The organism is Burkholderia sp. 22PA0106, assembly GCF_047497155.1.
Lineage (GTDB): Bacteria > Pseudomonadota > Gammaproteobacteria > Burkholderiales > Burkholderiaceae > Burkholderia.
The window spans coordinates 2,668,281-2,681,403 of sequence record NZ_CP163163.1 but is presented as its reverse complement, the minus strand read 5'-3'; the positions used below and the strand labels follow the sequence as shown (position 1 = coordinate 2,681,403).

10 protein-coding genes are annotated in these 13,123 nt (G+C 69.8%); 9 read left to right on the top strand and 1 reads right to left on the bottom strand.

Translation table 11 applies throughout. The features are described 5' to 3' along the window. Positions 1 to 8 precede the first annotated feature (8 nt). The 4 genes from AB4850_RS26745 to AB4850_RS26730 are packed head-to-tail and all read left to right on the top strand — an operon-like array spanning position 9 to position 5,271. Positions 9 to 1,250, top strand: coding sequence for a polysaccharide biosynthesis/export family protein (locus AB4850_RS26745; RefSeq protein ID WP_414442465.1), 1,242 nt, complete (start codon positions 9 to 11; stop codon positions 1,248 to 1,250). Continuing rightward, positions 1,250 to 1,846 (top strand): protein-tyrosine-phosphatase, encoded by a 597-nt coding sequence (locus AB4850_RS26740; RefSeq protein WP_414442464.1) that lies wholly within the window; start codon positions 1,250 to 1,252, stop codon positions 1,844 to 1,846. Before AB4850_RS26745 ends, AB4850_RS26740 begins: the two co-directional genes overlap by 1 nt. Further along, positions 1,833 to 4,058 carry a GNVR domain-containing protein gene (locus AB4850_RS26735; RefSeq protein ID WP_414442463.1) on the top strand — a complete coding sequence of 742 codons (2,226 nt, stop codon included), beginning with the start codon at positions 1,833 to 1,835 and terminating at the stop codon, positions 4,056 to 4,058. Before AB4850_RS26740 ends, AB4850_RS26735 begins: the two co-directional genes overlap by 14 nt. 4 nt (positions 4,059 to 4,062) lie before the next feature. Beyond that, positions 4,063 to 5,271, top strand: coding sequence for a glycosyltransferase family 4 protein (locus AB4850_RS26730; protein ID WP_414442462.1), 1,209 nt, complete (start codon positions 4,063 to 4,065; stop codon positions 5,269 to 5,271). A 38-nt stretch (positions 5,272 to 5,309) separates the two neighbouring features. On the opposite strand, the gene AB4850_RS26725 is transcribed toward AB4850_RS26730, so the two are convergent. After that, positions 5,310 to 6,554, bottom strand: a complete 1,245-nt coding sequence (locus tag AB4850_RS26725; protein ID WP_414442461.1) for a glycosyltransferase — start codon at positions 6,552 to 6,554, stop codon at positions 5,310 to 5,312. A 571-nt stretch (positions 6,555 to 7,125) separates the two neighbouring features. Between AB4850_RS26725 and AB4850_RS26720 the strand changes: the two genes are divergently transcribed. The 5 genes from AB4850_RS26720 (at position 7,126) to AB4850_RS26700 (ending at position 13,122) form a co-directional block, all read left to right on the top strand. After that, positions 7,126 to 8,202: a glycosyltransferase family 4 protein gene (locus AB4850_RS26720; protein WP_414442460.1), complete on the top strand. Its 1,077-nt coding sequence runs from the start codon at positions 7,126 to 7,128 to the stop codon at positions 8,200 to 8,202. A 40-nt stretch (positions 8,203 to 8,242) separates the two neighbouring features. Then, a complete protein-coding gene (locus AB4850_RS26715; RefSeq protein WP_414442459.1) occupies positions 8,243 to 9,724 on the top strand; it encodes a hypothetical protein in 1,482 nt (493 codons plus the stop codon). Then, positions 9,721 to 11,004 carry a polysaccharide biosynthesis C-terminal domain-containing protein gene (locus AB4850_RS26710; RefSeq protein WP_414442458.1) on the top strand — a complete coding sequence of 428 codons (1,284 nt, stop codon included), beginning with the start codon at positions 9,721 to 9,723 and terminating at the stop codon, positions 11,002 to 11,004. Before AB4850_RS26715 ends, AB4850_RS26710 begins: the two co-directional genes overlap by 4 nt. A gap of 70 nt (positions 11,005 to 11,074) precedes the next feature. Then, positions 11,075 to 12,121, top strand: coding sequence for a glycosyltransferase family 2 protein (locus AB4850_RS26705; protein WP_414442457.1), 1,047 nt, complete (start codon positions 11,075 to 11,077; stop codon positions 12,119 to 12,121). Between the two features lie 68 nt (positions 12,122 to 12,189). Then, positions 12,190 to 13,122, top strand: coding sequence for a glycosyltransferase family 2 protein (locus AB4850_RS26700; RefSeq protein WP_414442456.1), 933 nt, complete (start codon positions 12,190 to 12,192; stop codon positions 13,120 to 13,122). Position 13,123 lies beyond the last annotated feature (1 nt).

The following is a 13,123-nucleotide window of genomic DNA, read 5'->3' as shown; positions in this document are numbered from 1 at the left end:
TCACCACGATGCGCATCACGAAGCGCATCGCGCGGCAGGGTGCGCGTCGCGCGGCGGCGTGGGTCGCGCTCGGCGCGGCGAGCGCGCTGATCACCGGCTGCGCGTTCGCGCCGGGCATGACGTTTCGCGGCGGCTGCGGGCCGGCCGGCAACGGCGGCGCGCAACCGGCCTCGTGCCATCGCGCGCTGGCAGCGGCGGCGCCTGCCAACGGCGGCACGCTCGATGCAACTAACGCCAGCAAGAGCACCGACGCGCCGCCTTCGGGCTCGCTGGTCGAAATCGACGGCAACCTGATCGCCACGGTGCAGGCGAGCGTCGATCCGTCGATCCCGGCCGACGTCAGCGCGTTGTTCGCCAAGCCGACGCCCTACACGCTCGGCCCCGGCGACGTGCTCGCGATCGTCGTGTGGGATCACCCCGAACTGAACATGCCGCTCTCGCAAGGCCCGAGCACCGGCGTCGACAACACCGGCTCGAACGCGATCGTGTCGGGCTACACGGTGGACGCGACGGGCCGCGTGCAGTTCGCCTACATCGGGCCGGTGGAGGTGGGCGGGCTGACCGAGCTGGAGGCGCGCGAGCGCGTCAGCGCGCGGCTCGGCAAGTTCATCCGCGATCCGCAGGTCACGCTGCGGATTCAGGCGTACCGGAGCCGGCGCATCTATCTCGACGGCGAAGTGCGCCTGCCGGGCCTGCAGGTCATGAACGACCTGCCGATGACGCTGCCCGAGGCGATCAACCGCGGGGGCGGCCTGACGGCGGCGGGCGATCGCGCGCGCATCTCGATCACGCGCGGCGACGCCACCGCCATCGTGAGCCTGCCGAAGCTGGTCGCGCAGGGCATCAACCCCGATCGCATCCTGCTGCGCGACGGCGACCTGGTGCGCGTGTATCCGCTCAGCGACACCAAGGTGTTCGTGCTCGGCGAGGTGGGCCACACCACCACGCTGAACTTCAACAACGGGCGGCTCTCGCTCGGCGAGGCGCTCGGCTACGCGGGCGGCGTGAGCCAGTATTCGGCCGACGCGAGCCAGGTGTACGTGATCCGCAGCCGCACCGGCACGAGCCCGACCATCTTCCATCTCGATGCGACCTCGCCGGTGTCGATGGCGCTCGCCAACGAGTTTCCGCTGCGGCCCGACGACGTGGTGTTCGTCGATGCGTCGTCGCTGGTGCGCTGGAGCCGCGTGGTCGGCATGTTCCTGCCGAGCGCGCAGACCCTCGCCACCGGACGGAGCATCGCGTACTGATGGATACCTTGCTCGTGATGTGCACCGCCAATGTCTGCCGCAGCCCGATGGCCGCCGCGCTGTTCGCGCGCGCGCTGCCCGGCGTGCGGGTGTGGTCGGCCGGCGTCGAGGCGATGCCGGGCCTGCCGCCCGATCCGCTGGCCGTGGATTGTCTGCGTGCGCTCGGCCTGGAAATCGGCGAGCACCGTTCGCAGTCGCTCGCGCAATGGATGCTCGAAGCCGCCTCGCTGGTGCTGACGATGAGCGAGCGGCAACGGCGCGCGATCGTGCAGCGCTACCCCACGGCGACCGGGCGCGTGTATCGCCTGCTCGACGAGGACGTGGCCGATCCGTACCGGCGCGGGCCGGCCGCGTATCTGGCGGCGCTGGAGCGACTGCAGGACGGCGTCGAGCGCTGGTCGCGGCGGATGACGCGGGTGCAGCCGTCGGGGGCGGCGTCCGCCGTCGCTGTTGCTTGCGCTGCCTCCGTTTCGCCGGCTGCGTCTGCGCCGCCCGTTTCGACAACCAAGGTCGCGCCGGCCACATCCACCGCCTCGGCCGCGTCTTCTCCGTTCGCCGCGTTCGTTTCGCAGGGAGCCTTGCATGAACCACTTTGACGCGCCGCTCCCGTACCGGGAGCCCGACGACGCCGCGCCGCCGTCCAGCTTCGGCAGCTACCTTGACGCGCTGTACGACAACCGCCGCCTGATCGTCGCGATCACGGCCGGGATGCTCGCGATCGGCACCGCCTACGCGTTGCTGGCCGAGCCGGTGTACCGCTCCGACATCCTGATCCAGGTCGAGGAGAACACCAACTCGACCAAGAGCATGCTCGGCGACATCTCGTCGATGTTCGACGTGAAGACCCAGGCCTCCTCGGAGATCGAGGTGCTGCGCTCGCGGCTCGTGTCGGGCCGCGTGGTCGACAAGCTCCACCTGTATATCGACGCCGAGCCGCGCTACCTGCCGGTGATCGGCCGCTGGCTCGGCGAGCACGCCGACGGCGTGTCGCGGCCGCTGCCGCTCGGCTATGTGACCGGCGCCGAGCAGATCTCGGTGGCGGCGTTCGCGGTGCCCGACGCGCTGCACGGCAAGGCGTTCACGCTGACCCGGCTGGCCGGCGAGCGCTACCGGCTCGCGCTCGGCGACGCCTCGGCCGAAGGCGAGATCGGCGCGCCGCTCACGCTGGCCACGCGGCAAGGCCCGGTCACGCTGACGGTCGCCTCGATCGACGGCGCGCCCGGCGCGCAATTCGTGCTGCGCTGCCATTCGCAACTGGCCACCACCGAGCGGCTGCGCGACGCGCTGAAGATCGCCGAAAAAGGCAAGCAGTCCGATGTGATCGGCGTGACGCTCGACGGCCCCGATCCGGTCCGCACCTCGGCCGTCCTCAACGCGATCGGCACCGAATACGTGCGCCAGAACGTGCAGCGCAAGTCGGAGGAGGCGGAGCGCTCGATCCAGTTCCTCAGCGCGCAGTTGCCGGAACTGAAGACCCAGCTCGAATACGCCGAGAGCCGCTTCAACGATTACCGCGCGAAGCAGGGCACGCTCAATCTCGACGAGGAATCCACCGCGCTGCTGCAACGCTCGGTGGATGCGCAGACGCGCATGACGGGCCTGCAGCAAAAGCGCGACGAACTGCTCGCGCGCTTCATGCCCGATCACCCGGCCGTCAAGGCGGTCGATGCGCAGATCGCCACCGCGCAGGCGGAGCTGGGCGGCATCGACAGCAAGACGCGCGCGCTGCCGCCGATCGAGCAGGAAGTGCTGCGCCTGCAACGCGACGTGCAGGTGGGCACCGAGCTGTACACCAACCTGCTCAACACGCAGGAGCAGTTGCGGCTGGTGAAGGCCGGCAAGGTCGGCAACGTGCGGATGGTCGATACCGCCGCGGTGCCCGAGCTGCCGGTGCGCCCGAAGCGCGCGCTGGTGATCGGCGGCGCGCTGGTGCTCGGCCTGATGATCGGCATGGGCATCGCGTTCGCGCGGCGCCGCCTGTTCGATTCGATCGAGGACCCGGGCGAGGTCGAGCGCTTCGCCGCGATGCCAGTGTACGCGACGATCCCGCACAGCCGCGAGGAGGTGTCGCTGACGCGCCTGCGCCGCGCCGCCGACCAGCCGTCGCGCGACCTGATCCTGGCCAACCGCGCGGCGCTCGACCCGGCGCTCGAAAGCCTGCGCAGCTTCCGCACCGCGCTCGATTTCGCGATGACCGACCTGCGCAACCGGGTGGTGTTCATCACCGGGCCGACGCCCGGCATCGGCAAGTCGTTCATCGCGCTGAACCTGGCGGCGGTGCTCGGCGGCGCGGGCAAGCGCGTGCTGCTGGTCGATACCGACCTGCGCCGCAGCGGCATGAACCGCATCATTCAGGCCGAGCGCGGCGCGGGCTTCGTCGAACTGCTGCGCGGCACGCACGGCCTCGACGCGGTGATTCGCCGCGAGACGCTCAAGGGCGTGGACTACATCTCGCCGGGCAGCCATTCGGAGAACGCCAGCGACGAGCTGTTCGACGCCGACCTGCGCGCGATCTTCGCGGCGATGAGCGCGGCCTACGACATCGTGATCTGCGACGGCGCCCCGATCCTGCCGGTGCCCGACGCCGTGCAACTGGCCGGCCATGCCGGCGTGACGTTCATGGTGGTGCGCCAGGGCGTGACCAAGCGCGGCGAGATCCAGGAATCGCTGCGCCGCCTGCGGCAGGTCGGCATCGCGCCGCGCGGGCTGATCTTCAACGGCCTGCGGCCGCGCCCCGGCAACTATGCCTACGGATACGGGCAGTACCGCTACGCCCGCGCCAATTACGCCTACGACGACAAGGCCTGATGCGATGAACTGGACGATCCCGAACGACGCGCTGTTGCCGCCCGAACCGGCGGCGGCGCCGCTGCCGCCGCCGAGCTTCGGCCGGGTGGCCGTGGTGCACGAATGGCTGACCACCTACGCCGGTTCCGAGAAGGTGCTGGAGCAGATCCTGTCGATCTGGCCCGACGCCGACCTGTTCGCGGTGGTCGATTTCCTGTCCGACGAGGATCGCCGCACGCTGCACGGCAAGCGCGCGCGCACCTCGTTCATCCAGCGCCTGCCGTGGGCGCGCAAGCGCTATCGCGCGTACCTGCCGCTGATGCCGCTCGCGATCGAGCAGCTCGACGTGTCGGGCTACGACCTGGTGATCTCGTCGAGCCACGCCGTCGCCAAGGGCATCCTGACCGGGCCGGATCAACTGCATGTCAGCTACGTGCATTCGCCGATCCGCTATGCATGGGATCTGCAGCATCGCTATCTGGCCGAATCGGGCCTGACGTCCGGCCCGAAGAGCTGGCTCGCGCGTGCGCTGCTGCACTACATGCGGATCTGGGATCAGCGCACGGCGCACGGCGTGGATGCGTTCGTCGCGAACTCGGGCTTCATCGCGCGGCGCATCCGCAAGGCCTACGGCTACGCGGCCAGGGTGGTGTATCCGCCGGTCGACATCGACCGCTTCAGCCTGCGCACCGACAAGGAATCGTTCTACTTCACGGCCTCGCGAATGGTGCCGTACAAGCGCCTGCCGCTGATCGTCGAGGCGTTCGCGAAGATGCCGGGCCGGCGGCTGGTGGTGATCGGCGACGGCCCCGATCTTGCCAAGGTGCAGGCGATCGACGCGCCGAACGTGACGCTGCTCGGCTATCAGCCCAACGACGTGCTGGTCAGCTACATGCAGCGCGCCCGCGCGTTCGTGTTCGCGGCGGAGGAGGATTTCGGCATCGCGCCGGTCGAGGCGCAGGCCTGCGGCACGCCGGTGATCGCCTACGGGCGGGGCGGCGCGCTCGAAACGGTGGTCGAGTCCGACGATCCGCTGCGGCGCACCGGCGTGTTCTTCCGCGAGCAGAGCGTCGATGCCATCGTGGCGGCCGTGGAGCGCTTCGAGACGATGGGGCCGTTCGATCCGGTGGCGTGCCGCGCGAATGCGCAGCGCTTCGGGGCCGAGCGGTTCCGGCGCGAGTTCGCGGAAGTGGTGGCGCAGACGGCTGGTGTGCGCGCGAAGCAGATGGCTTGATGTGGCGAGGGCGCTTTGAAGGTGCCTCGACGCGAACGTTACGCCGCTGCCGCCGCGCCTCCTCCAGCCTCGCGCACCACGCAAACCGGCAGCAGCCGGCTCGCGGCGACGCCCGCGCGAAAGCGCTGCAATTGCGCGTCGGTGCGGCAATCGCGCCAGCCGGTTTCGATCAGGCAATGCAGGAAATCGGGATCGTCGTGGAGCCTGTGCAACTGCGCGGCGGCGTGCGCGAGATCGGGATCGGCCCAGGCCACCGTGCCGTATACGCCGCCTTCGTCCTGCCCGACGCGCACCGTGTGCTCGACCAGCAGGCTGTTGCCCGCGTTCATGAACACCAGGTTGCCGGACCAGCCGGTCGCGACGGCGGCCAGCCCCAGGCCCATCGCCTCCAGCAGCGGCAGGCCGAAGCCTTCCGCGCGATGCAGCGAGACGAACACGTGCGCCGCGCGGAACAGCGCCTCCACATCCTCGCGCGACAGCACGCCGGTCAGCAGTTCGATGCGCGGGTCGCCGCCGACGGCCTTGCGCAGCCGTTCGAGTTCGCCGGGCGCGCCGTGCAGCTTGAGCTTGACGATCAGCCGCACGTCGCGCTCGTGCGGAAACGCTGCGCGAAACGCGGCGATCGCGCCGAGCGGATTCTTGCGCGCGAGGCTCGATCGCGCGTCGGCCATCGTCAGGAACGTGAGCGGGCCTTCGTTGCGCCGCCAGCGGCGCGGCGTGCCGCGCGGGTCCACCACATGCGGCGCGACCACCACCGGCACCGCGAACACCGGCGCCAGCGCCTCGGCGGCGAACGGGCTGGGCGTCCAGACCTCGTCTACAAGTGGCGCGGCGCGCTGCCAGCCTTGCGGCGGCAGCGCCGATTCCCACGCGAAATAGCCGATCGTGCGGCCGCTCGCCAGCACGTCGCGCAGCGGCCACGCGAGCAGCGGCAGCTCGGGGCCGCCGCAATGCACGATGAACAGGCCGCCCGGCGTGGCGGCGAGCTTGCGCCACGGCCGCTTGACGGCCGCCGTCACGTCCACCAGTTCGACCGCGTAGCCGAGCCGGCGCAGCGTCTGCGCCTGATAGCGCGCGCCGTTGACGATGCCGTTGGTCAGCCCGAACTGCGCCACGATCTTGATGGTGCCGGCCGGATGCGCGGCGGCACGGCGGCGGCGCGCGCGCAGCAGCGCCGCCTGCATCGTCGCGAGCCCGGTGGCGGCGTGGCGCTTGAGGCGGGATAACAGCGGGGCGGCGGGGTTCGGCATCGTGGGCGGCAGGTCGTGATGTCGTGAATCCAAGCAACATGCGTGCCGTTCACTCGTATCGAGCGAAATCGATCGAACGATGGCGCGACCGAGCGCACCGGCGGTCGGCCACGGCTATTGCGGCGCAATAAGCGCAATCGTTTGACGCGCGGCGCGGTGCCGGGCGGATGCACGCATCCCGCTGCCGATCGTTACGTAACGCGAGCCGACAACGGTTACGTAACGATCGGGAACATCGGCGCGAGATCGGCCGACGAGGCGCACCGCGCACGCGGTTCCACGCGCGAAACCCCTTGAAATCAGGCGCTTTTGGCGCGTCGCAACACACGCGACGCCGTGCGATGCGATTGGCACGATACCTGCTGTATAGGCAGGCCGTGTCGGCGGGTCGGGGAATGCCCGCGCAGCGGTGTCGATCGCGGAGCCGGCGCCGAACGGCCCGGCTCGTGACGGCTGACGCCATCCGTGAATCGAAGCAGCCGACGGCGTGCGGCATGCGGCACGTGGCATGCGCCAGCCGCGCCGCCTGATCGGAACAATCAGAACATCAAGAACGGACCAGACCAACACGATGCGACCATCCAACGGGGTGCGAAAGATTGCGGTGAACGGGCGATTCCTGTTCCGTCCCGCCACGGGTGTCGATCGCTTCGCGTTCGAGATCATGCGCAGCATCGACACGCTGATCGCCGAGCGCGATCCGTCGGTGGCCGGGCTCGATCTCGAGCTGCTGGTGCCCGACGGCCCCTACGCGATCGCCAATCCGTTCGGGCGGATTCCGATGCGCACGGTGCAGGGCCGGCGCGGCCAGGCGTGGGAGCAATGGGCGTTGCCCGGCGCCGCGCGCGGCAGCCTGCTGCTGAACCTGTGCAACTCCGCGCCGCTGTTCATGCGCAACCAGATCACCGTGATCCACGATGCCGCGCCGGTGCGCGTGCCCGACAGCTACAGCCGCGCGTTCCGCTCGTGGTATCGCGTGATGGCGCCGTGCGTGGGGCGCGCGGCGCGGCGCATCGTGACGGTGTCGCGCTTCTCGCGCGGCGAGCTGATCGACGCGTATCGCATCCCGGGCGGCAAGATCGGCGTGATCTCCGAGAGCGGCGAGCACATGCTGCGTCATGAGGAGGACGAAACGATCCTGTCGCGCCACGGCATCGGCGCGCGGCCGTTCGTGCTGGCGGTCAGCAGCCTGAACCGCCACAAGAATTTCCGGCTCGTGATCGACGCGCTGCGCCACATCGGCGAGGCCCGCTTCGACGTGGTGGTGGCGGGCGGCACCGATCCGGCGGTCTACGGCAGCGGTGCGCAGCCGTTGCCCGATTACGTCAAGCATGTGGGCTTCGTGTCCGACGCCGAGCTGAAGACGCTGTTTCGTCACGCGCTGTGCTTCGTCCATCCGTCCCGCTACGAAGGCTTCGGCCTGCCGCCCGTCGAGGCGATGACGCTCGGCTGCCCGATCGTGGTGGCCGACCTGCCGGCCGTGCGCGAGGCGTGCGGCGACGCTGCGATCTACGTGTCGCCCGACGATCCGGCCGCGCTGGCGGCGGCCCTGCTGCGCGTGTCGGGCGACCCGGCCGAACGCGACGCGATGCGCGCACGCGGCCTGGCGCGCGCGGCCGAACTGACCTGGCGCGCGAGCGCCGTGCAACTGCTCGCGGAGATCCGGCCATGCATGGCTTGAACGTAGCGCGGCGCATTCTCGCGCATACGGCGGCCTAGCCATGGAGATCAGCGTATTCGGCCTGATCGTCGCGGTGCTGGGCGTGGCGAGCTTCGCGCTGCCGTTCCGCTGGGGCGTGGCCTTGATGGCCTGCTGCACGCTGTTCGGCGCGACCGAGGCGCTGTCGATCGGCGGCACCGGCATCCTGCCGGCCAACCTGTTCCTGCTGTTCTTCGCGGGCCGCGCGCTGCTGCGCGAGGACGTACCGGCCTTCCTGCGCGAACTGACGCCCGCGTCGCCGGCGTTCTGGCTCGGCGTGCTGACCGTGTTCGGCTGCGCGAGCGCCGTGCTGTTGCCGCGCGTGCTGCAGGGCGACAGTTTCGTGTTCGCGATCGACCGCGCCGATGCATCGGGCGGCCGGCTCGCGCTGACGCCGCTCGTGCCCGTGTCGGGCAACCTGTCGCAATCGGTCTATCTGATCGGCGAGTTCGTGCTGTACGTGGCGGCGTCGGTGTATCTGCGCCGGCGCGACGCGAGCCGCGTGTTCGCCGATGCGATCCTCGCGTTGACCGCGTTGAACGTGATGGCTGCGCTGATCGATCTGGCCTCGGGCTTGCTCGGCCTCGACGTGCTGTCCGAAATCAAGACGGCGCAGTACGCGATCCTCGACGGCGCCGAGGTCGAAGGCCTGCGCCGCATCAGCGGCACGTTCACCGAAACCTCGGCGTTCTCGGCGTTCTCGCTGCCGCTGTTCGCGTTTTCATCGAGCCTCTGGCTGTTCGGCTATCGGCGCGTGCTGAGTGGCGCGCTCGCGTTCGCGACGCTCGTGCTGCTGATGCTGTCGACCTCGACGACGGCCTACGCGGGCCTGGCCGGCTACCTGATCGTGTTCGTCGCGAGCCGGTGGCACACGATCGACCCGGCGAGCCGGGGCCGCAAGCGCCTCTTGATCGTGTTGGCCGCAGCCGGCCTGGTGCTGCTCGGCGGCGTGCTGGCCGCGATCGATTCGCCGCTGATCCAGACCGTGTCCGACCTGCTGTCGGGCGCGCTGTTCGACAAGATGAACACCGATTCGGGCGTCGAGCGCAGCGCCTGGAACATGCAGTCGCTGGTCAACCTGATCGATACCCACGGCCTCGGTGTGGGCCTCGGCAGCGCGCGTGCGTCGAGCTTTCCGCTGGTGCTGCTCGGCAATCTCGGGGCGTTCGGATTCCTGATTTACGGCGTGTTCATGCTGCGCACGCTGACGCGCACGCCCAGCGCGCCGACCACGCGCGGCGACGCCGCCGTCAGCTTCGCGGCGCGCCAGGCGATGTTCGCGAACCTGATCGGCGCGACGATCTCGGCCGCCGTGTTCGATCTCGGCCCGTGCTTCTACCTGTTCGCGGCGGTGGCGTTCGCGGCCGTCAACCGCCGTGCGCCGGCCGGCGCGCGCGAACGGCGGCGCGCAGCAGGGCCGGCGGGCTGGCGCGCGGCGTGGCGAAAGGCGCCGCGCCCGGGCGCGATGCGCCACGCCGCTTCACGCACCGGAGGCCGCCCATGAATCGCATCAAGCCGACGCTGTCGAGCTTCGAACTGTTCGCGGTCTATCTGTCGTACGTCTCGCGCTACCTGTATCCGCTGTTCCTGCTGCCGTACTACGGGCGCACGCTCGGCGCGGGCGGCTACGCGGTGATCCTGGCCGGCATGTCGCTGTCGAACTCGATCTGGCTGTTCGTCAACTACGGCTTCTCGACGGTCGGCGCGCGCGACACCGTGCATACCCAGACCGACGCCGAACGCGCGGCGATCCTGCGCCGCCAGTTCAGCGCGCGGCTGGTGCTGTGCGTGCCCGGCGCGATCGTCGGCGCGATCGCGGCCACCCAATCGGCGATCTTCGCGCGCGTGCCGGGCATCGGCGTGCCGGTGGTGGCGATGGGGCTGGTCGCGGCGTTCAACCTCGGCTGGTATTTCGCCAGCACCGGGCGCGCCAAGAAGAGCGTGGCGATCGAGGTGGTGGGCTTCGTGCTGTCGCTGTCGATGATCTTCTGCTTCATCCACCGGCCCGGCGATCTGAAGTTCGTGTTCCCGCTGCTGCTCGTGTCGAGCGTCGTGCAACTGGGGCTGGCGTACTGGTCCGTGCGCCGCGAATTCTCGGGGCTGCTGTCGAGCCCGCGTGATGCGCTCGGCCTGATTCGCCAATCCACCGTGATCTTCATTTACGGCGGCACCTCGGTGCTGCTGATCGGCGCCTCGACCTACGTGCTGTCGCTGCTCGCGCCGGCCGCCGAGGTGGGCGCGTTCGGCGTGGCCGAGCGGCTGATCGGCGCGGGCCTGAGCCTGATGGGGCCGGCCGCGCAGATCCTGGTGCCGAAGGTCACGTTCCTGGTGGGCCGCGACGCGCAGCGCGCCAACCTGTTGGCGCGGCGCATCTTCGCGTTCTTCTTCGGCGGCGCGACGCTGGCCACGTTCGTGACGGTGTTCGCGGCCGGCTGGGTCGTGCCGTTCATCTTCGGCGCGGGCTTCGCGCACGCGGTGCCGGTGCTGCAACTGCTGGCGTTCGTGCTGCCGGTGAGCGTCTGCACCCAGGTGCTCGGCATGTACTTCCTGATTCCACGCAAGCGCGAAGGCCTGCTCGCGCGCAGCGGCGTGATCAGCGCGATCGTCAACCTGGCCTGCGCGGTGCCGCTCGCCACGCACTGGGGCGCGATGGGCATGGGCGTGGCGCGGCTGCTCGGCGAACTGACCATGCTCGGCGTGCTGCTGGTGGGCGTGTGGCGCGCCGGGCTGGTGGCGGAAATCGTCGGCGCGCGGCGCTGCGCCGGCTCGCCGGCCGGCCTGTGAGGCGCGCCATGCCGCATCCGATCGGCATCGCAACTTTGATGCAACGTTGATCGCAACTTGGGAGAAACCGGTGAGCCTGCCTTCGGTAACGGTGGTGATCTGCAACTACAACTATGGCCGGTTCATCGGGCAAGCCGTCGATTCGGCGCTCGCGCAAAGCGTGCCGCCCGCGCGCGTGCTGGTGATCGACGACGGCTCGACCGACGATTCGGTGGCGATCCTGCGCGCCTACGGCGCGGCCGTGGACCTGCGCCTGAAGGAGAACGGCGGGCAGGTATCGGCCTACAACGCGGCGGTCGAGCTGCTCGACACCGAGATCGTGATCTTTCTCGACGCCGACGATTTTCTGTACCCCGAAGCCGTGGCCGAAGTGGCGGCCGGCTTTGCCGACCCGCGCGTGGCGAAGGTGCAATACCGGCTCGACATCTTTTCGAGCGGCGGCGTGGCGACCGGCAGCCAGATCCCGAATTCGCGGCCGCCGCGCGATTGCGGGCCGTCGCTGCGCAAGGGCTGGCTGTATCCGTCGCCGCCCGCCTCGGGCAATGCCTATCGCGTCGCGAACCTGAAGCGCATCTATCCGATCCGCGAGCCGATGGACAGCAAGTACGGCGCGGATTTCTACGCGATCTACGGCATCGCGCTGACGGGCCAGGTGGGCGCGATCGATCACGCGCTGGGCGGCTATCGCGCGCATGCGCCGAACCTGCGCGCCGACAAGTCGCGCGACATCTCGTTCGCCAACGCCGCGAAGTGGAAGGACACGCCGCAAGAGTTTCGCGAGCGCTGGCGGCTGCTGTCGACGCTGGCCGCGAACCGGCTCGGCGTGGCGCTGCCGGCCGACCTGATGGATTTTTCGTACACCAAATCGGTGTTCGTCGCCGAGCTGTACGGGCGGCCGTTCGCGTCGCGCATGCGCTGGCTCGCGCTCGGCTCGCCGCGCTATTTCCGCTCGATCGTGACCAACCCGTACTGGAACTGGCGCAAGAAGGCGGCGCTGGTCGCGATCAGCCTGTGCTGCTTCATGCCGGGGCGGCGGCTGTCCGATCACATGCTGCGCTTCATCGCGAATCCGTTGCTGCGGGGGCGGTTCCAGGCGGGCGGCGGGCCGGCGGCGTGAGGCGGCATGCGGACGAGCAGGCAAAAAATCAGGCGGATGGATACGAACGATTCGAGGGGGGAGCAAACATGAAGAAATACGTGATCGTGGCGACCAAGGGGCGGGCCGACGAATGCCGCACGTTGCTGACGCTGCTCGATGCGCAGACGGTGCCGCTCGACGCGGTGTACGTGGTGGGCGCGGAGCCGTCGGACGTGGCGGGCCTGCAGGCCCACGCGCTGGCCGCCCGCACGCGGCTCGTGATCGACCTGGCGCCCACCGCCGGCCTGACGCGCCAGCGCAACCACGGCGTCGCGCGCCTGCTGGGCGAGATCGACACCGCCACGCCCGGCGACAACGACTGGTTCGTGGTGTTCTTCGACGACGATTACCGCCCGGCCGCCGATTGGGCGGTGCGCTGCGAGCAGGTGTTCGAGGAAGATCGCGCGATCGTCGCGCTGACCGGCCGCGTGCTGGCCGACGGCATCATGGGCGCGGGCCTGAGCGAGCAGCAGGCGCTCGCGCACCTGAGCGGCGCGCTGCCGCCGCAAGCGCACTGGGCGTCGGGCGATGCGCAGCGCGAGATGCAATCGGTGTACGGCTGCAACATGGCGATCACCGGCCGGGCGCAGCGCTCGTTTCGCTTCGACGAAAACCTGCCGCTCTACGCGTGGCAGGAGGACCGCGATTTCACCGGCTTGATCCGCCATCTCGGCAAGGTGGTGTACGACCCGCGCTGCGTGGGCGTGCACCTGGGCAGCAAGCGCGGCCGCACCTCGGGCGTGCGGATGGGCTACTCGCAGATCGCCAACCCGCTGTACCTCTATCACAAGGGCACCATGAGCCGCCGCGTGGCGATGCGCTTCATCGTGCGCAACGTCAGCGCGAACGTGGTCAAGAGCCTGCTGCGCTTTCCGTTCATCGACTATCCGGGGCGCCTGCACGGCAATGTGATCGGCTTCTGGGACGTGGTGCGCGGCAAGATCCATCCGCTGCGCGTGCTGCATATCGGCGCGAAGTGAG

Excerpts from the sequence above, each read along its gene's own strand:
- AB4850_RS26745 (WP_414442465.1), top strand. The coding sequence starts at position 9 with ATGCGCATCACGAAGCGCATCGCGCGGCAGGGTGCGCGTCGCGCGGCG.
- AB4850_RS26740 (WP_414442464.1), top strand. The coding sequence starts at position 1,250 with ATGGATACCTTGCTCGTGATGTGCACCGCCAATGTCTGCCGCAGCCCG.
- AB4850_RS26735 (WP_414442463.1), top strand. The coding sequence starts at position 1,833 with ATGAACCACTTTGACGCGCCGCTCCCGTACCGGGAGCCCGACGACGCC.
- AB4850_RS26730 (WP_414442462.1), top strand. The coding sequence starts at position 4,063 with ATGAACTGGACGATCCCGAACGACGCGCTGTTGCCGCCCGAACCGGCG.
- AB4850_RS26715 (WP_414442459.1), top strand. The coding sequence starts at position 8,243 with ATGGAGATCAGCGTATTCGGCCTGATCGTCGCGGTGCTGGGCGTGGCG.
- AB4850_RS26710 (WP_414442458.1), top strand. The coding sequence starts at position 9,721 with ATGAATCGCATCAAGCCGACGCTGTCGAGCTTCGAACTGTTCGCGGTC.
- AB4850_RS26700 (WP_414442456.1), top strand. The coding sequence starts at position 12,190 with ATGAAGAAATACGTGATCGTGGCGACCAAGGGGCGGGCCGACGAATGC.